18 protein-coding genes are annotated in these 20,457 nt (G+C 74.1%); 10 read left to right on the top strand and 8 right to left on the bottom strand.

Going from position 1 to position 20,457, the window contains the following annotated elements; all coding sequences use genetic code 11:
* Positions 1 to 141: 141 nt before the first annotated feature.
* The 3 genes from ABZ721_RS02555 (at position 142) to ABZ721_RS02545 (ending at position 5,116) form a co-directional block, all read left to right on the top strand.
* Positions 142 to 2,307, top strand: a complete 2,166-nt coding sequence (locus tag ABZ721_RS02555; protein WP_358786709.1) for a serine/threonine-protein kinase — start codon at positions 142 to 144, stop codon at positions 2,305 to 2,307.
* Positions 2,308 to 2,421: 114 nt separating this feature from the next.
* Positions 2,422 to 3,540, top strand: coding sequence for a nitronate monooxygenase family protein (locus ABZ721_RS02550; protein WP_358786708.1), 1,119 nt, complete (start codon positions 2,422 to 2,424; stop codon positions 3,538 to 3,540).
* A 22-nt stretch (positions 3,541 to 3,562) separates the two neighbouring features.
* A complete protein-coding gene (locus ABZ721_RS02545) occupies positions 3,563 to 5,116 on the top strand; it encodes an acyl-CoA synthetase (protein ID WP_358786707.1) in 1,554 nt (517 codons plus the stop codon).
* A 36-nt stretch (positions 5,117 to 5,152) separates the two neighbouring features.
* Here the strand turns inward: ABZ721_RS02545 and ABZ721_RS02540 are convergent, their stop codons facing one another.
* On the bottom strand, positions 5,153 to 7,111 hold the full coding sequence (locus ABZ721_RS02540) for a hypothetical protein (protein ID WP_358786706.1): 1,959 nt from the start codon (positions 7,109 to 7,111) through the stop codon (positions 5,153 to 5,155).
* A gap of 239 nt (positions 7,112 to 7,350) precedes the next feature.
* Between ABZ721_RS02540 and ABZ721_RS02535 the strand changes: the two genes are divergently transcribed.
* Positions 7,351 to 8,187, top strand: coding sequence for an endonuclease/exonuclease/phosphatase family protein (locus tag ABZ721_RS02535; RefSeq protein WP_358786705.1), 837 nt, complete (start codon positions 7,351 to 7,353; stop codon positions 8,185 to 8,187).
* On the opposite strand, the gene ABZ721_RS02530 is transcribed toward ABZ721_RS02535, so the two are convergent.
* The 6 genes from ABZ721_RS02530 to ABZ721_RS02505 all read right to left on the bottom strand — a co-directional run bounded on the left by ABZ721_RS02530 (position 8,164) and on the right by ABZ721_RS02505 (position 12,865).
* Entirely contained in the window at positions 8,164 to 9,105 is a 942-nt protein-coding gene (locus tag ABZ721_RS02530) for a phosphotriesterase (RefSeq protein WP_358786704.1), read from the bottom strand. The two genes, ABZ721_RS02535 and ABZ721_RS02530, sit on opposite strands and share 24 nt — an antisense overlap.
* Positions 9,102 to 9,491, bottom strand: coding sequence for a carboxymuconolactone decarboxylase family protein (locus ABZ721_RS02525; RefSeq protein WP_358786703.1), 390 nt, complete (start codon positions 9,489 to 9,491; stop codon positions 9,102 to 9,104). Before ABZ721_RS02525 ends, ABZ721_RS02530 begins: the two co-directional genes overlap by 4 nt.
* Entirely contained in the window at positions 9,488 to 10,075 is a 588-nt protein-coding gene (locus ABZ721_RS02520; protein ID WP_358786702.1) for a DUF4865 family protein, read from the bottom strand. The genes ABZ721_RS02525 and ABZ721_RS02520 overlap by 4 nt, the downstream gene beginning before the upstream one ends.
* Before the next feature lie 30 nt (positions 10,076 to 10,105).
* Positions 10,106 to 10,675 (bottom strand): TetR/AcrR family transcriptional regulator, encoded by a 570-nt coding sequence (locus ABZ721_RS02515; RefSeq protein WP_358786701.1) that lies wholly within the window; start codon positions 10,673 to 10,675, stop codon positions 10,106 to 10,108.
* A 92-nt stretch (positions 10,676 to 10,767) separates the two neighbouring features.
* Positions 10,768 to 11,121, bottom strand: coding sequence for an antibiotic biosynthesis monooxygenase (locus tag ABZ721_RS02510; protein WP_358786700.1), 354 nt, complete (start codon positions 11,119 to 11,121; stop codon positions 10,768 to 10,770).
* A 109-nt stretch (positions 11,122 to 11,230) separates the two neighbouring features.
* On the bottom strand, positions 11,231 to 12,865 hold the full coding sequence (locus tag ABZ721_RS02505) for an acyl-CoA synthetase (protein WP_358786699.1): 1,635 nt from the start codon (positions 12,863 to 12,865) through the stop codon (positions 11,231 to 11,233).
* Between the two features lie 181 nt (positions 12,866 to 13,046).
* Between ABZ721_RS02505 and ABZ721_RS02500 the strand changes: the two genes are divergently transcribed.
* The 5 genes from ABZ721_RS02500 to ABZ721_RS02480 all read left to right on the top strand — a co-directional run bounded on the left by ABZ721_RS02500 (position 13,047) and on the right by ABZ721_RS02480 (position 17,437).
* Positions 13,047 to 13,853, top strand: a complete 807-nt coding sequence (locus ABZ721_RS02500; protein ID WP_358786698.1) for a crotonase/enoyl-CoA hydratase family protein — start codon at positions 13,047 to 13,049, stop codon at positions 13,851 to 13,853.
* 73 nt (positions 13,854 to 13,926) lie between these two features.
* Positions 13,927 to 14,889, top strand: a complete 963-nt coding sequence (locus tag ABZ721_RS02495; RefSeq protein WP_358786697.1) for an OB-fold domain-containing protein — start codon at positions 13,927 to 13,929, stop codon at positions 14,887 to 14,889.
* The gene (locus ABZ721_RS02490) at positions 14,890 to 15,936 is read left to right on the top strand and encodes a thiolase domain-containing protein (protein WP_358786696.1); all 1,047 of its coding nucleotides are present in this window, start codon (positions 14,890 to 14,892) and stop codon (positions 15,934 to 15,936) included.
* Positions 15,933 to 17,099, top strand: a complete 1,167-nt coding sequence (locus tag ABZ721_RS02485) for a thiolase domain-containing protein (protein WP_358786695.1) — start codon at positions 15,933 to 15,935, stop codon at positions 17,097 to 17,099. The genes ABZ721_RS02490 and ABZ721_RS02485 overlap by 4 nt, the downstream gene beginning before the upstream one ends.
* Positions 17,100 to 17,197: 98 nt before the next feature.
* On the top strand, positions 17,198 to 17,437 hold the full coding sequence (locus ABZ721_RS02480) for a DUF397 domain-containing protein (RefSeq protein WP_358786694.1): 240 nt from the start codon (positions 17,198 to 17,200) through the stop codon (positions 17,435 to 17,437).
* An 81-nt stretch (positions 17,438 to 17,518) separates the two neighbouring features.
* On the opposite strand, the gene ABZ721_RS02475 is transcribed toward ABZ721_RS02480, so the two are convergent.
* Positions 17,519 to 18,244, bottom strand: a complete 726-nt coding sequence (locus tag ABZ721_RS02475) for a maleylpyruvate isomerase family mycothiol-dependent enzyme (protein WP_358786693.1) — start codon at positions 18,242 to 18,244, stop codon at positions 17,519 to 17,521.
* Between the two features lie 263 nt (positions 18,245 to 18,507).
* On the opposite strand from ABZ721_RS02475, the gene ABZ721_RS02470 reads away from it, so the two are divergent.
* On the top strand, positions 18,508 to 20,454 hold the full coding sequence (locus tag ABZ721_RS02470; RefSeq protein ID WP_358786692.1) for a phosphocholine-specific phospholipase C: 1,947 nt from the start codon (positions 18,508 to 18,510) through the stop codon (positions 20,452 to 20,454).
* The last annotated feature ends 3 nt before the right edge of the window (positions 20,455 to 20,457 follow it).

The following is a 20,457-nucleotide window of genomic DNA, read 5'->3' as shown; positions in this document are numbered from 1 at the left end:
CGGGCCCGGAAGCCATCCGTCCGGGTACAAGCCGCCCGAAGGGCTCGTTCCCTGCCGTAATGCGACGTGCCGCCCGGGGGTGGCTGCGGCCATACTGGGAGCCGGGGGACGTACGCGGAACGACGGGGGCGGCGGCGGATGATGGCGGCTGTACACGATGGAAGCGGCACGCTGATCCAGAGCCGGTACCGGCTGAACGAGCTGATCGGCCGGGGCGGGATGGGCGAGGTCTGGCAGGCGCTGGACGAGTCGCTGGGGCGGCGGGTGGCGGTCAAGTGCCTCAAGCCGCTGAACCCGGCGTCGGACGCCGGGTTCACCCGGGTCCTGCAGGAGCGCTTCCGCCGCGAGGCGCGGGTGGCCGCCTCGCTGCAGCACCGCGGGGTGACCGTCGTGCACGACTTCGGCGAGCACGACGGCGTGCTGTACCTGGTGATGGAGCTGCTGGACGGGCGGAACCTGCTGCAGGTGCTGGACGACGCCAGGCGCCAGCCGCTGCCGGTCCCCGACCTCATGGACATCGCGGAACAGGTCGCGTCGGCGCTGGCCTACACCCACGCCCAGGGCATCGTGCACCGGGACCTGAAACCGGCCAACATCATCCGGCTGAGCGACGGCGCCGTGAAGATCTGCGACTTCGGCATCGCCCGGCTCGGCCACGACATCGGCTTCACCTCCCGCCTCACCGGCACCGGCATCGCCATGGGCACCCCCCACTACATGTCGCCGGAGCAGATCGGCGCGGCCGAGGTCGACCAGCGCAGCGACCTCTACTCGTTCGGCTGCGTGCTGTACGAGCTGGCCAGCGGCCGGCCGCCGTTCGACATGGACGACGCCTGGGCCGTGCTGGTCGCGCACCGCGACGCCGCGCCCGAGCCGCTGTGCCCCGGCCGGCCCGACCTGCCGTACGAGCTGGAGCGGCTCATCCTGGACCTGCTCGCCAAGGACCCGGACGACCGGCCGCAGAACGCGGCCGACGTCGGCGGGCGGCTCAAGGCGATGCGCAGCGCCCCGGAGCGCCCGGTGCTCCCGCTGCCCGCCTGGGCCCGCGACCTGGCCTCCGACTCCGGCGCCCGCGCCACCCGCGCCTTCCACGCGACCGCGCCGCCGCGCCACGAACTCACCGGCGCCTGGTCCACCCGCACCCCCTCGGGCGCCGCCCTGCCCGCTCCGGAGCAGCTCGCGACGCTGGCCGCCCGGCACACCGAAGGCGTCGACCTGGAGCGGCTGGGCCGCTGGCAGGAGGCGTACGAGCTGCACACCTCGGTCGCCGCGGAGCGCGACCGGGCGCTGGGCACCGAGCACCCGGACACCCTGACCAGCCGGCACGAGGCGGCGTCCTGCCTGGCCCGGCTGGGCAGGACCGAGGACGCGATGCGGCTCTACGACTACGTCGCCGGGGTACGGCAGCGGGTGCTGGGCCCGGACCACCCCGACACCCTCGCCGCCCGGCACGAGGCGGCGTTCGCGCTGGGCCGCCTCGGCCGGCACCTGGAGGCCCACCAGGGCTACTCCGCGGTGCTCGCCGCCCGGGAGCGCGCGCTGGGCGCCGAGCACCCGGACACCCTGCGCTGCCGGCACAACCTGGCGTTCAACCTGGGCCGGCTCGGGCGGCTGGACGAGGCGCACGCGCTGGCCGTCGAACTCGCCGCGGTGCGGGCCGCGGTGCTGGGCCCGGACCACCCCGAGACGCTGGTCACCCGCTACGAGGTGGGGTACGTGCTGGGGCAGCTCGGCCGCTGGGCCGAGGCGCTGCGGGTGTACGGGGAGGTGGCCGCCGCCCATGAGCGCACCCAGGGGGCGGGCCACCCCGACACCCTGGCCGCCCGCTACGAGATGGGGATATGCCTGGGCCGGCTGGGGCGCAGCGCGGAGGCGCTGGAGCTCTACCGCGACCTGGTCGCGGCCCGCACCCGCACCGCGGGCCCGGCCGACGCCGAGACGCTGCGCGCCCGGCACGCCCTGGGCGTCAACCTCGGCCGGCTCGGCCGCTGGGAGCAGGCGCTGGCCGAGGCGGAGCACGTGGCCGCCGTCCGGCAGCAGGCGCTGGGCGCGGACCATCCCGACACCCTGGTCAGCAAGCGCGAGGTCGCGGTGGGGCTCGGCTGGCTGGGCCGCTGGGAGAGCGCGCTGGCGGTGTACCGCGAGGTCGCCGACGCCCGGACGCGGGTGCTGGGCCCGGCCCACCCCGACACCCTCACCAGCCGCAACGACGAGGCGCACTGCCTGGAGCAGCTCGGCCGCTCGGCGGAGGCGCTCCAGCTCTACCGCAAGGTCGCGGCGCAGCAGGGCGGCCCGCAGCGGCTGTGAGCCCGGCCGGGCGCCGCCGGACCCTGCCCGGGTCCGGCCCGCGCCCGGCAAATAACTGACGTTGCGTCAGATAATCTCTTCCGTCTCCACGCCCGCTGCGGCATCCTGCCCCCCATGGAGACGGAGCTGAGCAAACGGCTGGGTATCGAGCACGCCATCTTCGGCTTCACGCCGTTCCCCGCGGTGGCCGCGGCCATCAGCCGCGCCGGGGGAATGGGCGTGCTCGGTGCGGTGCGCTACTCGGACGCGGACGAACTCGCCCGCAGCCTGGACTGGATGGAGGAGAACACCGGCGGCCGGCCCTACGGCCTGGACGTCGTGATGCCCGCCAAGAAGGTGGAGGCCGCCGACGGGCAGAAGCTGACCGAGGCCGACATCGAGGCGATGATCCCCGAAGGGCACCGCGCGTACGTCCGCCAGGTGCTCGCCAAGCACGGCGTACCCGAGCTGGGACCCGACGACGTGTCGGGCTGGCGGATCACCGGCTGGATGGAGCAGGTCGCCCGCAACCAGCTCGACGTGGCCTTCGACTACCCGATCAGGCTGCTCGCCAACGCGCTGGGCTCACCGCCCGCCGACGTCGTCGCCCGCGCCCACGAGCACGGCATCCTCGTCGCCGCGCTCGCCGGCAGCGCCCGGCACGCCGTCCACCACCGGGACGCCGGCATCGACATCGTCGTCGCCCAGGGGTACGAGGCGGGCGGCCACACCGGGGAGATCGCCAGCATGGTGCTGGTCCCCGAGGTCGTCAGCGCCGTGGAGGGGCTGCCCGTGCTGGCCGCGGGCGGGATCGGCACCGGCGAGCAGGTCGCCGCGGGCCTGGCACTGGGCGCCCAGGGCGTCTGGCTCGGCTCGCTGTGGCTCACCACCACCGAGGCCGAGCTGCCCTCGCGGGTCCTCATCGACAAGCTGCTGGCGGCGGGCTCCGGGGACACCGTCCGCTCCCGGGCCCTGACCGGGAAGCCGGCCCGCCAGCTGCGCACCGAGTGGACCGACGCCTGGGAGGACCCGGCCGGGCCCGGCACCCTGCCGATGCCCCTGCAGGGGCTGCTGGTCGCCGACGCGGTCTCCCGGATCCAGAAGTACGAGACCGAGCCGCTGCTCGGCACCCCCGTCGGGCAGATCGTCGGCCAGATGACGTCCGAGCGCAGCGTCCAGGCGGTCTTCGACGACCTCACCCGCGGCTTCGAGAAGGCCGTCGACCGCATCAACCGCATCGCCGGCCGCAGCTGAGCCGAGCCTGAGGAGGGCCCGTATGACTTCCACCGCACCCAACGGTTTCTGGGCGCAGGCCGCCCAGGACCCCGACCGGCTGGTGCTGGTCGCCCCGGACGGCGACGAATGGAGCGCCGGGCGGCTGAGCGCCGCCTGCAACCAGCTCGTCCACGGACTGCGCGAGGCCGGGCTCGAACCCGGTGACGCGTTCGCCGTCGTGCTGCCCAACAGCGTCGAGTTCTTCACCGCCTACCTCGCCGCGTTCCAGGCCGGCTTCTACCTGGTGCCGATCAACCACCACTTCGTGGCCCCGGAGATCGCCTGGATCCTCTCCGACTCCGGCGCCAAGGTCCTCATCGCCCACGAGCGCTTCGCGGCCGACGCGCGGGCCGCCGCCGACGAGGCGGACTTCCCGGCGGAGCGGCGGTTCGCGGTCGGCGAGGTGCCGGGCTTCCGGCCGTACGCCGACCTGACCGACGGGCAGCCGGTCGGCGCGCCCGCGGACCGCACCAGCGGCTGGGTCATGAACTACACCTCGGGCACCACCGGACGCCCGCGCGGCATCCGCCGCCCGCTGTCCGGCAAGCCGCCCGAGGAGACCTACCTCGGCGGGTTCCTCGGCATCTTCGGCATCAAGCCGTTCGACGGCAACGTCCATCTCGTCTGCTCGCCGCTCTACCACACCGCGGTCCTGCAGTTCGCGGGCGCGGCGCTGCACATCGGGCACCCCGTCGTCCTGATGGACAAGTGGTCGCCCGAGGAGATGCTGCGGGTCATCGACCGCTACCGATGCACCCACACCCACATGGTGCCCACCCAGTTCCACCGCCTGCTGGCCCTGCCCGAGCAGGTCAAGGAGCGCTACGACGTCTCCTCCATGCGGCACGCCATCCACGGCGCGGCGCCCTGCCCCGAGCACGTCAAGCGCGCGATGCTCGACTGGTGGGGGCCGTGCGTCGAGGAGTACTACGCCGCCAGCGAGGGCGGCGGCACGTTCGCCCCCGCCGCCGACTGGCTCAAGCGGCCCGGCACGGTCGGCAAGGCGTGGCCGATCAGCGAGATCGCCATCCACGGCGACGACGGCGAGCGGCTGCCGGCGGGCGAGGTCGGCACCGTCTACATCAACATGAAGACCGGCGGCTTCAGTTACCACAAGGACGAGGGGAAGACCCGGAAGAACCGCATCGGCGACTTCTTCACCGTCGGCGACCTCGGCTACCTCGACGAGGACGGCTACCTCTACCTGCGCGACCGCAAGATCGACATGATCATCTCCGGCGGCGTCAACATCTACCCCGCCGAGATCGAGGCCGCGCTGCTCACCCACCCCGCCGTCGCCGACGCCGCGGCCTTCGGCATCCCGCACGAGAGCTGGGGCGAGGAGGTCAAGGCGGTCATCGAGGCCGCCCCCGGCCACCGGGCGGGCCCGGAGCTGGCCGACGAGATCCTGGCGCACTGCGAGAAGCGGCTGGCGGGCTACAAGCGCCCCAGGACCGTCGACTTCATCACCGAGATGCCCCGCGACCCCAACGGCAAGCTCTACAAGCGGCGGCTGCGCGACCCGTACTGGGAGGGCCGCGACCGGGCGCTGTGAGCCGCCCCCGGCCGGGGAGCGCCGACCGGGCCCGCGTCAGATCTCCGGCGGCGGGCCCCAGCGGCCCGGATCCGGACGGCCGAAGGGCAGGCCGGCGCTCTCGCAGGCCTCGCGCAGCTGGTCGGTGTCCGGCAGGTCGAAGCTCTCCTTGCGGATGACCTGCCCGGTCGGCGACCAGACGAAGAGCGCCTCCTGGCCCTCCTCGTGGGTGTCGACGCCGATGCCGCCGATGGAGGGGCGCGGGTGCTCCCACCGGGTGCGGCCCGAGCCGCCGCGCGAGGCGAGGCGGATGCCGTCCGGGCCGAGGGCCAGCCCCGGGCGGCGCAGGTCGTACAGGCCGCCGAAGAGCGCGCCGGCGACCGCCGCCGCGGGCAGGCCCCACGCCAGCCAGCTCATGTCCCCGCTGAGGTAGCGGGTCTTGAAGCCGGCGATGCCCACCACGACGACCATGAGCACGGCGCCCGCGAGGTAGTACCACTTGCGGGTGGACCAGGGCATGTCCAGCACGACGGGCTCGGCGGACGCCAGGGCGGGCGCGGCCGGGCGGTCCCGGACGACGCCCGCCGCCAGGCCCGCGTAGGCCGCGCTCTGGTAGGCGTCGTGCTCCGGGTCGGTGACCGGGTAGCCGAACGCCCGCGCCCGGTCGCGCAGTTCGGTGCGGGAGATGCGCAGCGCGCTGAGCGGCGCGTTCAGCTGCTCGGTCCCGTCGGCACCGCGCAGCCGCAGCCACGGGTGGCCGTGCCGGGTGTTGATCTCCATCGCGCCGATGTCCGCGCGCTGGACGCGGATCTCGGTGCTGCCGCCCTCCCAGCGCAGGTACTCCGCGGTGACGCTCAGGACGGCGTCCGGCGCGACCTGGTGCGGCAGGAAGCCGGGGCGCAGGTCGTAGGCGCGGCTGCGCGGCCCGTCCTCGATCACCCGGTAGCCGCGCGAGCGCAGCACCGCGAACAGCTCCTGCGCGGGGATCCGCCCGGTGTGCGCGGTGCCCAGCAGCGCCAGGTCGTGGCCGTAGACCTGCAGCAGCGCGGACTGCCCGCCGCCGGCCGTGGCGGCGGCGGACAGCGGCTGCACGACCAGCCCGGCGACGCGCTCGGCGGCCAGGTCGACGGTGCCGAAGAGCGGGTCGAACGCGGTGATCCGCTCGGGGGAGACCGTCCAGCGCTCGGGCCGGGTCGCGGCCAGCCGGACGAGGTACCCGGCTGCCAGCACCGTCGTCGCGACGCCGAGCGCGTTGATCAGCGCCACGCGGGCGGGGACCGCCGTCGCCCCGTCGGTGACCGCCGCGACGAGCAGCGCGGTCGCGCCGACGGCCAGCGCCGCCAGCCGGCGTCCGTACTGCCGGGCGCGCAGCCCCGGGTCGGCCCGGGACAGCTCCACCGGGCCCTCCTGGGCGGCGGGGAGCGGCCCTTCGGCCGCGGCGGTCAGCAGCGCCGCCTCGCGGCGGGCGAAGACCGTCTCCCAGTGCACCGCCGCGGCCGAGGCCGCGCCCTCCTCGTCGGTGATGCGGACCGGGGCGCCGAGCCGCCGGGCCGTCAGGTGGAACGGGAACATCGCCAGCCCCATGTCCCGCACGCCCGTCGCGCAGAGCTTGCCGACGTTCGTCGCCCCGTACTCGGCCGGTGCCAGCACGTCGAGACCCGGCACCAGGACGGTCAGCGGCCGCTCGCGGGAGAAGGCGTGGGTCACCCGCACCCGGCCGCCCCGCAAGTGCTGCAGCCCGCTCGCGCTCAGCCGCCAGAACGTCACCGGCCGCAGCCGCCGCCACAGGACGGCGGCGCCCCAGGCGAGCGCCGCCACCGCGAGCGGCACCAGCACCCGCAGCAGCCGGTCGTCCGCCGCCAGGCAGGCGATCACCCCGGCGAGCGCGGCCGTTGACGGCGGCAGCCACCAGGGCGCGGGATCCGTCCGCGGCCGGCTGCTCTCCAGGACGGCGCCGGCACCGGGGCCGGTGACCGGCCCGGCGGACCGGGGCGAGGCGGCGTGCGACGGCTGCATAGGTGGCCTTCTCCCGGGACGGCGGTGTCCGGCCATCTTTTCAGACGTGTCGCGGGACGGACCGGACGGTGCGCGGGCGGGGCGCGGACCGCAGGCGGCCGGCGGACGGGCCGCTCTTCCGCGCGCCCGGCCCGCCGTTGAGAATGATCACCCGGGACGGTGCCGCCCCGGGCGCCGGCGGGAGAGGAAACGGTCCAGTGGATGCTGTGAGCCCCCGGGACGGCGGGACGATCCGCCTGATGACGTGGAACCTGTGGTGGCGGTTCGGGCCCTGGCGGGCGCGCCGGGACGCCATCGCGCACGTGCTGCGGGAGGAACGGCCCGACGTGCTGGGGCTGCAGGAGGTGTGGGGGAGCGATGGCGAGAACCTCGCCGGGTGGCTCGCCGCGGAACTGGGCATGCAGTGGGCGTGGTCGCGCTCCCCGGTGCAGGACCGCTGGCACCGCCGCAACGGCGGGGACACCTCGGTCGACGTGGGCGTCGCCGTCCTGAGCCGGTACCCGATCCTGCGGACGGCGGAGCGGCGGCTGCCCGCCGCCGGGTTCCCCGACGACGGCAAGACCGTCCTGCACGCCCTGATCGACGCCCCCGGCGGCCCGCTGCCGTTCTTCACCACCCACCTCAACTCCGGCCCCGCGGAGTCCGCGGTGCGCTGCGCCCAGGTGCGCGAGCTGGCGGCGTTCGTGGTGGAGCGGACGGGACCGGGCTTCCCGCCGGTGGTGTGCGGGGACTTCAACGCCGAACCCGACTTCGACGAGATGCGGCTGATCGGCGGCTACCGGACGGCGCCCGCCGCGCCCGGACTGGTGCTGCTGGACGCCTGGCGCTTCGCCGACCCCGCGGCGCCGCAGGGCACCTGGGACATCGCCCACCCGGACACGGACGGCTTCGGCGACGGGCCGAGCCGAATCGACTACCTCCTCGTCGGGCTGCCCGGCCCCGGCGACCGCGGCCGGATCCGCGGCGCCCGCCGCGCGGCCGACCGGCCCGTCGGCGGTGTGTGGCCCTCCGACCACGCCGCCGTCGTCGCCGAACTGGCGACCGGGCCCCTGCTACCCGCCGATCCAGGCGGCTGACAGCGCCCGCGCCGGGTTGGCCGTGAAGACCGCCTCGGCGGCCGGCGCGCCCAGTTCGCGCTCGACGCGCGGCCGCAGCGCGCTCAGCAGGTACGGCATACCGGGTCCGCCGCCGGTCGCGGCGCGGGCCCCGGCCGTCGTGGTGTCGCCGCCGAGCAGCAGCTGACCGGTGTGGCCGGCCTCGGCGAGGGCCAGCAGGCAGTCCAGCAGCCGCCAGTCCGTGGCGTGGTTGGCGCGGGAGGGGCCGTCGAAGGCGAGGAAGGCGCCGGACGCGGCGAGTTCGCGGTGCGCGCGGGGGTCCGGCGAGCGGTTGAGGTGGCCGAGGATCACGCTCGCGGGCGGCACCTCCAGCTTCCCGCAGAGCAGGTCGAGGACGTCGGGCGCGGCCGTGCCCAGCTCGTGGTGGACACCGATCGGGGCGCCGGTCGCGTGATGGGCCTCGGCCGCCGCCGTCATCACGTACCGGGCGTGCGCGTCCAGGCCGTGGAAGCCTCCCGCGACCTTGACCATGCCCGCGCGGGCGGTGCCGGGCGGCGCGTCGGGGTCGTCGCCCGGCCGCAGCCCGACCGTCAGCTCCGACACGAAGAACTCGGCCAGCCTGCCGCGCAGCCGGTCCAGCGCCCGGGGCGCGTAGTGCGCGGCCTGGTGCAGCCCGGTCGCGGCCACCACGTGCACCGACGAGGCCCGGGAGACCGCCGGGAGGTCCGCCGCGCGCCGCCCCAGGCCGAAGGGGGTCCACTGCGCGACGCTCCGGCCGCCGAGCCCGTGGAACAGCCGCAGCTCGGCCTCCGCGGCGCCGGGGGAGTCCAGCTCCTGTCCCGCGAGGGCCGGCACGCGGAAGAAGAGGTGGTCGTGGGCGTCGGTGACGCCCAACTCGCCGGGCGGGAGGTCGCCGAGGACCGTACGGACCGCCCTCACGCCGTCTCCTCCGCCGCGAGCGCGGCCGTCACGACGCGCAGCCCCGCCAGCGCCTTCGGCACCCCGATGTACGGAGCCAGGTGGACCATCACCTCGACGATCTCCCGCGGTTCGAGCCCGACGCGCAGGCTGTTCCGCACATGGTCGTCCAGCTGCGGCTCCACGCCGCCCAGCGCCGCGAGCGCGGCGAGGTTGGCGATCTGCCGGTCGCGCAGCGCCAGCCCCTCGCGCTGGTAGGTGCCGCCGAACAGGGCCGTCACGATCCAGTCGGGGAAGCCGGGGGCGACCGCGTCGAGGCGGGAGAGGGTGGCCTCGACGGTTTCCGGGCCCGCCAGTTCGCCGAGCAGCCGGTAGCCGGCCGCGCGGTCGATGTGTGCCTGCTTCACCAGTGCCGTCCTGTCTGGAGGGTGTGCTGTTCGGGGGCCGACAGGTGCAGCACCTCGTAGTGCTCCCCGGCCCCGGCGGGGGCGGTGTGCTCCCAGAGGGTGAAGTGCAGCAGCTCCCAGCGGCGCGGGTCGACGGCGAGCGCCGCCGCGTGCACGCCGGGGGTGGCGGCGAGCTCGCGGACCGTGCCGAGCGCGCGGTCCACGGCGGCGGCCGGAGGCTCGCCGGGCGGGACGGGCAGGGCACGGCGGGTGGCCGTGCGCGGGACCGCGCCCGCCGCGGGGCCGTGCTCGAAGGCCAGCGACGTCCAGTGCTCGACCTCGGGGCGGCCGAAGTCGTCGACGATCCCCTGGAACCCCGGCCCCCACAGGAAGCTGTTCATCCCCTGCGGGGTGTTCCACAGGTAGAACGGCGCGTACTGGTTGACGGGCGAGCCGCCCCCGCCGCCGCGCTCACGGATGAGGTAGGCCTTGAGCCCGAGGCCGGGGAAGCCGTCGAGCAGATGGCCCCGGGACTCCACCCGGCGGCGGATGATCCCCATGTCGTAGTCGGCGGGCAGGGTGATCCGGTACTGCATGGCGTGCATCGGTTCGAACTCCCCACAACTGGTCGGCGGTCACTTCCCGGGCGCGCGGGCGGCGAGCAGCGCGACCGCGCCGCGCACCGCCCGGTCGAACGGCTCCTGCGAGCCCTCCGCGCGGGCCAGCACGTAGCCGCCCTGGACGACGGCGGTGATCATGGCGGCGGTGTCCCGCGGATCGAGCGCGGTGTCGAACTCGCCCGCCGCCACGCCCTCGGCGACGATCTCCGCGAGCCGCCCCCGCAGCCAGGCGAACGTCTCCCGCACCGGTTGGCGCAGCTCGGGGCTGTCGATCACGTCCGGGTCCATGGCCATCCGGCCGACCCGGCAGCCGCGCAGCGCGTCGCGCTCCCGCAGCAGGTAGGCCGACACCCGCTCCACGGCGGTGCCGTCGCCGGACATCCGGGCGTCGGCCTGGGCGACGAGCTCCTGCGCGCTGCGCCGCATCGCGGTCAGCGCGAGGTCGGGCTTGCCGGAGAAGTGGTGGTACATGCTGCCCTGTCCGGCTCCCGCGTGCTGCTGGATGGCCTTGGGGCTGGTGCCGGTGTAGCCGCGCTCCCACAGGAGCTCCCGGGTGCTCTCGATCAACCGTTCCGCGGTGTCCATGGCCCGAGTGTACATACTAGTAGGTACAGAATCCACGGGCGGGGGCGGCACCGTGCCCGCGCGGCACGGCGCACCACCCCCGGGCGGCCGGGTCAGTCGCGCACGAAGCCGTAGGCCCGCTCCACGCGGGCCACTTCGACGCTGTACGAGGCGTACCAGCGCTCGCGGCCCAGCCGTTGCACCTCCAGGTGCTCCGGATCCTGCTTCCAGGCCGCTATCGACTCGGCGTCCTGGTAGTAGACGACCAGCAGGTCGCGGCCGTCGGGGCCGCTCTCCGACTCCCGGCCGAGATACCCGGGCCACTTCTGCGAGAGCGCCCCCATCCGCACGTTGGCGTCCGCGTACCCCTCCGGGTCCTCGCCGCTGGGCAGCGTCGTGATGATGACGGCGTAGTACGGCGGTTCAGGGCGCTGGAACGACGTGGAGGGGTTGGGTGAGGCGGACATGCGCGCACTCCGATCGACGGGAGATCCGAACCGCGATCGTAGGTGCCGGCACTGACAACCGCCCGGGACATACCGGCCGGCGGTGCGTGGTGCGCGGTGGCCGCCGGAGCTAGCGGTCCGCCTCCGCCGCGCCGGAGGCCACCGACCGCGCCCAGCGGTAGTCGGCCTTGCCGCTGGGGGAGCGCTGGATGCGGTCCATGACGACGAGGCTGCGCGGGATCTTGTAGCCGGCCAGCCGGGTGCGGCAGTGCGCCTGGATCGCGTCGAGGGTCAGCGGGTCCGCGCCGTCGCGCGGCTGCACGACGGCGGCGACGTGGTTGCCCCACTTCTCGTCGGGCACTCCGGCGACCAGCGCGTCGTAGACGTCGGGGTGCGCCTTGAGCGCCTCCTCGACCTCCTCGGGATAGACCTTCTCGCCGCCGGTGTTGATGCACTGCGAGCCGCGCCCGAGGACGGTGACCACGCCGTCCTCGTCGACCGTCGCCATGTCCCCGAGCAGCACCCACCGCTCGCCGTCGCGCTGGAAGAACGTCTCGGCGGTCTTCTTCGGGTCGTTGTAGTAGCCGAGCGGGACGTGCCCGCGCAGGGCGATGCGTCCCGGCTCCCCGACCGCGACCGGCTCCGTCGTGGCCAGGTCGACCACGGCGATGTGCGCGTTGACGCGCAGCCGGAAGCCGTTGGCGGGGCCGGAGTCGTCGGTGGCCGTCCCGTTGAAGCCGGACTCCGAGGAGCCGAAGTTGTTGAGGATCATGACGGTCGGCACCAGCGCCTGGAACTGCGCGCGGACGGTCTCCGACATGATCGCGCCCGAGCTGGAGATGGTGAACAGCGAGGAGCAGTCGGTGCCGGCCATCGGCCCGGCCAGCGCGTCGGCCAGCGGCCGGAGCATGGCGTCGCCGACCAGCGAGACGCTGCTGACCCTCTCCTTCTCGATGGTGCGCAGCACCTCCTCCGGCACGTACTTGCGGTGGATGACGATCTTCTGGCCGAAGTTGAAGCCGATGAACGCGGTGAGCGTGGAGGTGCCGTGCATCAGCGGCGGGGTCGGGAAGAACACCAGCCCCTCGCCGCCCGCGGCGACCCGTTCCGCCAGTTCCTCGGGGCGCCCCACCGGCTCGCCGGTGGGGGCGCCGCCGCCCATGCCGGAGAAGAACAGGTCCTCCTGGCGCCACATGACGCCCTTGGGCATGCCGGTGGTGCCGCCGGTGTAGATGATGAACTGGTCGTCGGCGGAGCGCGGCGGGAAGCCGCGGTCCGGCGAGCCGGCCGCCTCGGCGTCGGTGAAGGCGACCGGCGCGATGGCCGGCTCCGGCGCGTCCCCGGCCGGTACGCCCACCCGCACCAGGTGCCGCAGCTTCTCGGTCTGCGGCAGCGCTGCGGCCACCCGGCCGGTGAACTCCGCGTCGAAGACCAGCGCCGTCAGGTCCGCGTCCCGGTAGAGGTAGACCAGCTCCTCCTCCACGTACCGGTAGTTGACGTTCACCGGGACGGCCCGCGCCTTGACGCAGGCCAGCGCCGTCTGCAGGTACTCGATGCCGTTGTAGAGGTGCAGTCCGACGTGGTCGCCGGGGGCGATCCCGCGGTCGATCAGGTGGTGGGCGATCCGGTTCGCGGCCGTGTCGAGCTGGGCGTACGTCAGCCGGCGCTCGGCGCCCGTGCCGGGGTGGTCGATGTAGACGAGTGCCTCGCGGTCCGGGACCACGTCCACGACCGACTCGAAGAGGTCGGCAAGGTTGTACTCCACGGCTCCTCCAGCCTCGATGCTGTGAAGGTCTCGGCGGTCATTAGAACCCTCCTGGAGCGAGGTGGGAAGGGATACCGGGCGGGAAATCTGACTGGTAGTCAGAAAACTATTGAACTCGGTCTGCGCCTACTGCAACCTGTTCTAGGTCCGCGACGGAAGACTGCGACCTTGGAGGTCGGCCATGGGCGGCACGGAACATCTCACGGTGGAACGCGTCGGCGCGACGCTGGTACTGACCCTGAACCGGCCCGAGGCGAAGAACGCCCTGTCGCTGCCGATGCTGGTCGGCCTGTACGACGGCTGGCTGGCGGCCGACGCCGACGACTCCATCCGCTCCATCGTCCTCACCGGGGCCGGCGGCACCTTCTGCGCCGGCATGGACCTCAAGGCGCTCGCCTCCGACGACGGCGCGATGGCCGGGCAGGAGTACCGGGACCGGATGAAGCAGGACCCGGACCTGCACTGGAAGGCGATGCTCCGGCACCACCGGCCGCGCAAGCCCGTGATCGCCGCCGTGGAGGGGTACTGCGTCGCCGGCGGCACCGAGATCCTCCAGGGCACCGACATCCGGGTGGCCGGGGAGAGCGCCACCCTCGGGCTCTTCGAGGTCCGGCGGGCGCTCTTCCCGATCGGCGGCTCCACCGTCCGGCTGCCCCGGCAGATCCCCCGCACCCACGCGCTGGAGATGCTGCTCACCGGCCGCCCCTACTCCGCGGCGGAGGCCAGGGACATCGGCCTGATCGGCCATGTCGTGCCCGACGGCACGGCGCTGGAGCGGGCCCTGGGGATCGCGGAGCAGATCAACGCCAACGGGCCGCTGGCCGTCGAGGCGGTCAAGGCGTCCGTGTACGCCACCGCCGAGATGACCGAGACCGAGGGCCTCCAGCACGAACTGGAGGTCGGCTGGCCGATCTTCGCCACCACCGACGCGAAGGAGGGCCCGCGCGCCTTCGCCGAGAAGCGCCCGCCCGTCTTCCGCCGCCTGTGACCGCCGTGCCCCGGCCCCGGCCCGTCCGGCGCGGCCGCAGGTCGCGCACCGCGCTACGAATGGAGACCAGCCCATGACGTCCGCCCCCGCACCGGAGGTGCTCAGCGCACCGCTGGTCGTCGAATTCCCCTTCACCCGCTCGCTCGGCCCCGTGCAGAGCGCGTTCCTCACCGGCCTGCGCGAGCGCACCGTGCTCGGGGTGCGCACCGGCGACGACCGGGTGCTGGTGCCGCCCGTCGAGTACGACCCCGTCACCTCGGCGGAGCTGCGGGAACTCGTCGAGGTCGGCGCCACCGGCACCGTCACCACCTGGGCCTGGAACCCCGACCCCGGCCGCTACCAGCCGCTCGCCACGCCCTTCGCCTGGGTCCTGGTGCGCCTCGACGGCGCCGACACCGCGATGCTGCACGCTCTGGACGCCCCCGGCCCCGACGCCGTCAGCACCGGCATGCGGGTGCGGATCCGCTGGGCCGCGGAGCGGGTCGGCGCGATCACCGACATCGCCTGCTTCGAGGCGGACGACGGGACCGGGCGGCAGGAGTCCGCCGCCGCCCACACCGGCGAGTTCGCCGACCCGGTGACCGGCATCGTGGCCGCCGCGCGCCTCGACTACGTCTACAGCCCCGGCCGCGCCCAGACCCGCTACCTCGCCGCGCTCGCCGAGCGCAAGATGATCGGCGAACGCTGCCCGGCCTGCCGCAAGGTCTACATCCCGCCCCGGGGAGCCTGCCCCACCTGCGGCGTCGCCACCGACGAGCAGGTCGAGGTGGGACCCGGCGGCACCATCACCACCTTCTGCATCGTCAACATCAAGGCCCGCGGCCTGGACATCGAAGTGCCCTACGTCTACGCGCACATCGCCCTCGACGGCGCCGACCTGGCCCTGCACGGGCGCATCGGCGGCCTCCCCTACGACCAGGTGCGGATGGGGATGCGCGTCGAGCCCGTGTGGAGCGACGACGGCGGCTTCCCCGACCACTACCGGCCGACCGGGGAGCCCGACGCCGACTACGACACGTACAAGGAGATGGTCTAGATGCGGGACGTCGCGATCGTGGCGTTCGCCCAGAGCCGGCACGTGCGCAGCTCGGCCGAGGTCTCCGAGGTCGAGATGCTCATGCCCGTGCTGCACGAGGCGCTCGGGCAGGTCGACCTGCGGGCCGGCGAGATCGGCTTCACCTGCTCCGGCTCCTCGGACTACCTCGCGGGCCGGGCCTTCTCCTTCACGATGGCCCTGGACGGGGTCGGCGCCTGGCCGCCGATCTCCGAGTCGCACGTCGAGATGGACGGCGCCTGGGCGCTCTACGAGGCCTGGGTGAAGATCCTCACCGGCGAGGCCGACACCGCGCTGGTGTACTCCTACGGCAAGTCCTCGCCCGGCGACGTCCGCGAGGTCATGACCCGCCAGCTCGACCCGTACTACGTGGCGCCGCTGTGGCCCGACCCGGTGGCGCTCGCCGCGCTCCAGGCGCGGGCGCTGATCGACGCGGGGCACACCGGCGAGCCCGAACTCGCCGCCGTCGCCGCCCGCAACCGGACCGCCGCGCGGGACAACCCGTACGCGCAGCTCACCTCCGTGCGCGACGGCGAGCGGTACGTCGTCGAGCCGCTGCGCCGCCAGGACTGCCCGCCGGTCGGCGACGGCGCGGCGGCGATCGTGCTGGCCGCCGGGGACACCGCCCGCCGGCTGTGCGGCCGGCCCGCCTGGATCCGCGGCATCGACCACCGCATCGAGGCCCACAGCCTCGGCGTCCGCGACCTCACGGACTCGCCGTCCACCCGGCTCGCGGCGGAGCGGGCCGGGCTGTTCGACGCGCCCGTCGACACCGCGGAGCTGCACGCGCCCTTCACCTCGCAGGAGATCGTGCTGCGCCGGGCGCTGCGGCTGGGCGACGACGTGGACGTCAACCCGTCCGGCGGCGCGCTCGCCGCCAATCCCGTCATGGCCGCCGGCCTGATCCGGCTCGGCGAGGCGGCCGCCCGGATCCACCGCGGCGACTCCGGCCGCGCCGTCGCCCACGCGACCTCGGGCCCCTGCCTGCAGCAGAACCTGGTCGCCGTCCTGGAAGGGGATGCCAGATGAGCAAGGCACACGTGGCGGTCGTCGGCATCGGCCAGACCAAGCACGTCGCGGCCCGGCACGACGTGTCGATCGCGGGGCTGCTGCGCGAGGCGGCCCTGCGGGCGCTCGCCGACGCCGAACTCACCTTCGCGGACGTCGACGCGGTCCTCATCGGCAAGGCCCCGGACTTCTTCGAGGGCGTGATGATGCCGGAGCTGTACCTGGCGGACGCCCTCGGCGCGGTCGGCAAGCCGATGCTGCGGGTGCACACCGCGGGCTCGGTCGGCGGGTCGACGGCGCTGGTCGCCTCGAACCTGGTCGCGGCCCGCGTCCACCGCACCGTGCTGACCGTCGCGTTCGAGAAGCAGTCCGAGTCCAACGCCATGTGGGGGCTCTCGCTGCCGATCCCGTTCCAGCAGCCGCTGCTCGCCGGCGCGGGCGGGTTCTTCGCCCCGCACGTGCGCGCCTACATGCGCCGGACCGGAGCGCCCGACCACATCGGCTCCCTCGTCGCGTTCAAGGACCGCCGCAACGCCCTGAAGAACCCCTACGCCCACCTGCACGAGAAGGACATCACGCTGGAGAAGGTGCGGGCCGCCCCCATGCTGTGGGACCCGATCCGCTACTCCGAGACCTGCCCGTCCTCCGACGGCGCGGTCGCGATGGTGCTCACCGACGCCGACGGCGCGGCCCGCGCGCCCCGCCCGCCCGCCTGGCTGCACGGCGGCGCGATGCGCAGCGAGCCGACCATGTTCGCGGGCAAGGACTACGTCAGCCCGCAGGCCGGCAAGGACTGCGCCGCCGACGTCTACCGGCAGGCCGGGATCACCGACCCGCGCCGGGAGATCGACGCGGTCGAGATGTACGTGCCGTTCTCCTGGTACGAGCCGATGTGGCTGGAGAACCTCGGCTTCGCCGCCGAGGGGGAGGGGTGGAAGCTCACCGAGGCCGGGGCCACCGAGCTCGACGGGGACCTGCCCGTCAACCCGTCGGGCGGGGTGCTGTCCACCAACCCGATCGGGGCCTCCGGCATGATCCGCTTCGCCGAGGCGGCGCTGCAGGTGCGCGGCCAGGCAGGCGAGCACCAGGTGGAGGGAGCCCGGCGGGCGATGGGGCACGCCTACGGCGGCGGCGCGCAGTTCTTCTCGATGTGGCTCGTCGGCGCGGACCGGCCCACCACCTGATCGGGCGGTGTATTCGGGCAGCTTGTTCCATTGCCTGTCAGGCAAGGGGCCCGGTGGCTAGTGTGGGTCGCGGATGACGACGTGGGAGGAGAGCGGACGTGGCCGAGAGCACCATCGGACAGCCGTTGACCAACGGTAAGAAGCCGCAGCTGGATCTTGCGAGCGCGCAGTGGCAGTCCAGCAGTCAGGGCACGGGCGACGTCCAGATCGCCTTTGTCGAGGGCTACATCGCGATGCGGGACGGGCGGAGCCCGGACGGGCCGTCGCTGATCTTCACCCCGGCCGAATGGCGCGCCTTCGTACTCGGCGCGCGGGACGGTGAGTTCGACCTCACCTGAGGCGTCCCGCACGGACGCCCACCGCCGGCCGCCGGACCTCGTCACCGAGGCCCGGCGGCCGGCGTTCGCGCTCCGGTACGCCTACGGCCAGGGCCCCAGGTCCGGCAGCGGGGCGCCCCCGCCGTCCAGCGGCCCCCGCGGTGCGCGGCCCGCCAGCCAGGCCGTCAGATCGGTGAGCGCGCCGCGCACGGTGACCGGCCGCCCGTCCCCCAGCACGGCCGACTCCGGGCCGTCCGACGCCGCGAGCGTCAGCCGCACGCCGTCCGGGACGCGCGGGGCGAGGAAGTCCAGGACGTGCGCGCAGAACGGCCGTGACCACTGCGCGGACCCGTACCCGAGCGCGGCGTCCGCCGTGTGGATCTCCAACTCCCGCCACCAGGCGTGCGCGGCGGCCGACAGCGTCGCGTTCCGGTAGCGCACCGGTCGCTCCAGGTCCCGCGCCCCGACCGCGGTCCAGGCCGGCTCGGCCTCGTCGAGGGCCGCGGTGACGGCCGCGCGCAGTTCCGCCGCAGAACGGCCGTGCCCCGCCTCGATCGCGGCGTTGCGGGCGGGCGGCCCGCCGTCGTACGGGTCGACCAGCTCGTCCTTGAGGGCGTAGCGGGCCTGCCGGGCCAGGGCGAACCCCACCCCCTCGACATGGCTGAGCAGGTGCCCCCGGGTCCAGCCGGGCAGGGCGCTCGGGGCGCGGACGGCGGCGTCGGTCACCTCGCCGAGCAGCCCCCGCAGCCGCGCGTGGCCCCGCAGGATCGCCGGCACCGGGTCGGGGAGGACCTCCGGTCCGGGCGGGAGTTGACGGATCTCTGCCATGCGGCCCCCTCGTGGACTGCGGACACATCGTCTAATGCATCGGCGCGAATATAACATTAGGCATGGGCTCGGGGGTGGCCGGTTCCGGCGGGTGCGGTGGTGTGTTCGGGACATCCGGGGGCTTTGCCGGTCCTTGGGACGCCCGTCACCTGGTGTGCGGCAAGCGGCCATGGCACTCTCCGCGGGTATTGGCGCGCCCGTCGCGTTGCCCCCGTTCAATTCGGCGCGACCCCGCACCTGTGCCCCCTCACCGAGGAGTCGCTTTGACGCCACTGTCCCGCCGCGGATTTCTGGGAGCGGCCGCCGGCGCCGCCGCGCTCGGCACGCTGCCCGCGTCCCTCCAGCAGGCCATGGCCGCCACATCGGCGGCCGGCACGCTCGACGACGTCGAGCACGTGGTGATCTTCATGCAGGAGAACCGTTCCTTCGATCACTACTTCGGCACCCTCAAGGGCGTGCGCGGCTTCGGCGACCGGTCCCGGCTGCGCTTCCCCAACGGCCAGGACGTGCTGCGCCAGACCGCGAAGGGACCCGCCGGCGGCAGCCTCGTGCTGCCCTGGCACCTGAACACCGCGACGACGGACGCGCAGCGGGTGCGGGACCTCGACCACGGCTGGTCGGGCACCCACAGCGCCTGGAACGGCGGCAAGTACAACAACTGGGTGCCGGCCAAGAGCGCCTGGTCGATGGGGTACTACCAGCGTGCCGACATCCCGTTCCAGTTCGCGTTGGCCGAGGCGTTCACCCTCTGCGACCAGTACTTCTGCTCCGTGCAGGGGCCGACCAACCCCAACCGGCTCTACCAGTGGACCGCCACCGTCGACCCGGCGGGCAGGTACGGCGGGCCGGTCACGGACAACTCCGAGCGCGGATACTCCTGGACCACCTACGCCGAGCGCCTGCAGTCGGCCGGCATCTCCTGGCGGGTCTACCAGCAGCAGGACAACTACGACGACAACCCGCTGGCCTGGTTCAAGAACTTCAAGAGCGCCCCCACCACCTCGCCGCTGTACGTCAACGGCATGCAGCGCCGCACCGCCGACGCGTTCAACCAGGACGTGCGGAACGGCACGCTGCCCGCCGTCAGCTGGGTCGTCGCCCCCGCCAGCCAGAGCGAGCACCCCGAGTACCCGCCCGCCTACGGCGCCGACTACACCTCGAAGTACGTCCTGGAGTCGCTCGCGGCCAACCCGGCCGTGTGGGCCAAGACCGTGGTCTTCCTCAACTTCGACGAGAACGACGGCTTCTTCGACCACGTGGCGCCGCCCGTCGCGCCCGCCGGCACCGCGGACGAGTTCGTCGCCGGGGTGCCCATCGGCCTCGGCCCGCGCGTGCCGATGCTCGTGATCTCGCCCTGGAGCCGCGGCGGGTACGTCAACTCCGAGGTCGCCGACCACACCTCGCCGCTGCGCTTCCTGGAGAACTGGACCGGGGTGAAGGAGACCAACATCTCCGCCTGGCGCCGGACCGTGTGCGGCGACCTGATGAGCGCCTTCGACTTCACCACGAAGAACACCACCTTCCCCGCCCTCCCCGACACCGCCGCGCTGGTCGCCGCCTGCGACGCCCAGAACCCGCTGCCCGACGCCGCCCCGCCGGCCGCGCAGACGGCGCCGGTCCAGGAGCCGGGCACCCGGCCGGCCCGGCGGATCGGCTACGGCTTCGACACCACGTCGTGGACCGAGACGTCCACCGGCCGGATCTGGATCAAGGTGGCCAACACCGGCACGCTGGGCGCCGGGTTTGCGATGTACACCGTCAACCACCGCGCGTACGACTCCTGGCGCTACACGGTGCCCGTCGGCGGCAGCGTGCAGGACTACTTCAGCGCGCAGACGTACGGCGGCGGCCTGTACGACATCGACGCGCACGGCCCCGACGGCTACCTGCGCGGCTTCAAGGGCGATGTGCGCACCTGGTCCAACGCGGCCAAGGGCCACCCCGAGGCGGCCGTGGCCATCGCCCGCGCCACCCCGCGGAACCTGGCGCTGACGCTGACCAACGCCGGCGGCGCGGCGGTGGTCTTCACCGTCGGCGGCAACGCCGCCGGCGACGGCTCCGGCGGCAGCACCGTCACCGTCGCGGCGGGCGGCTCCCGGCAGGTCGCGCTCACGGCGGCGGCCGACGGCGGCTACGACTACACCGTGACCGCGGACACCGGCGACGGCTTCGAGCGCCGCTTCGCGGGCCGCACCTACCCCGTCCAGTGACGA

The organism is Streptomyces sp. NPDC006733 (assembly GCF_040636125.1).
Classification (GTDB): domain Bacteria; phylum Actinomycetota; class Actinomycetes; order Streptomycetales; family Streptomycetaceae; genus Actinacidiphila.
This window is presented reverse-complemented; position numbering and strand designations above follow the sequence as displayed.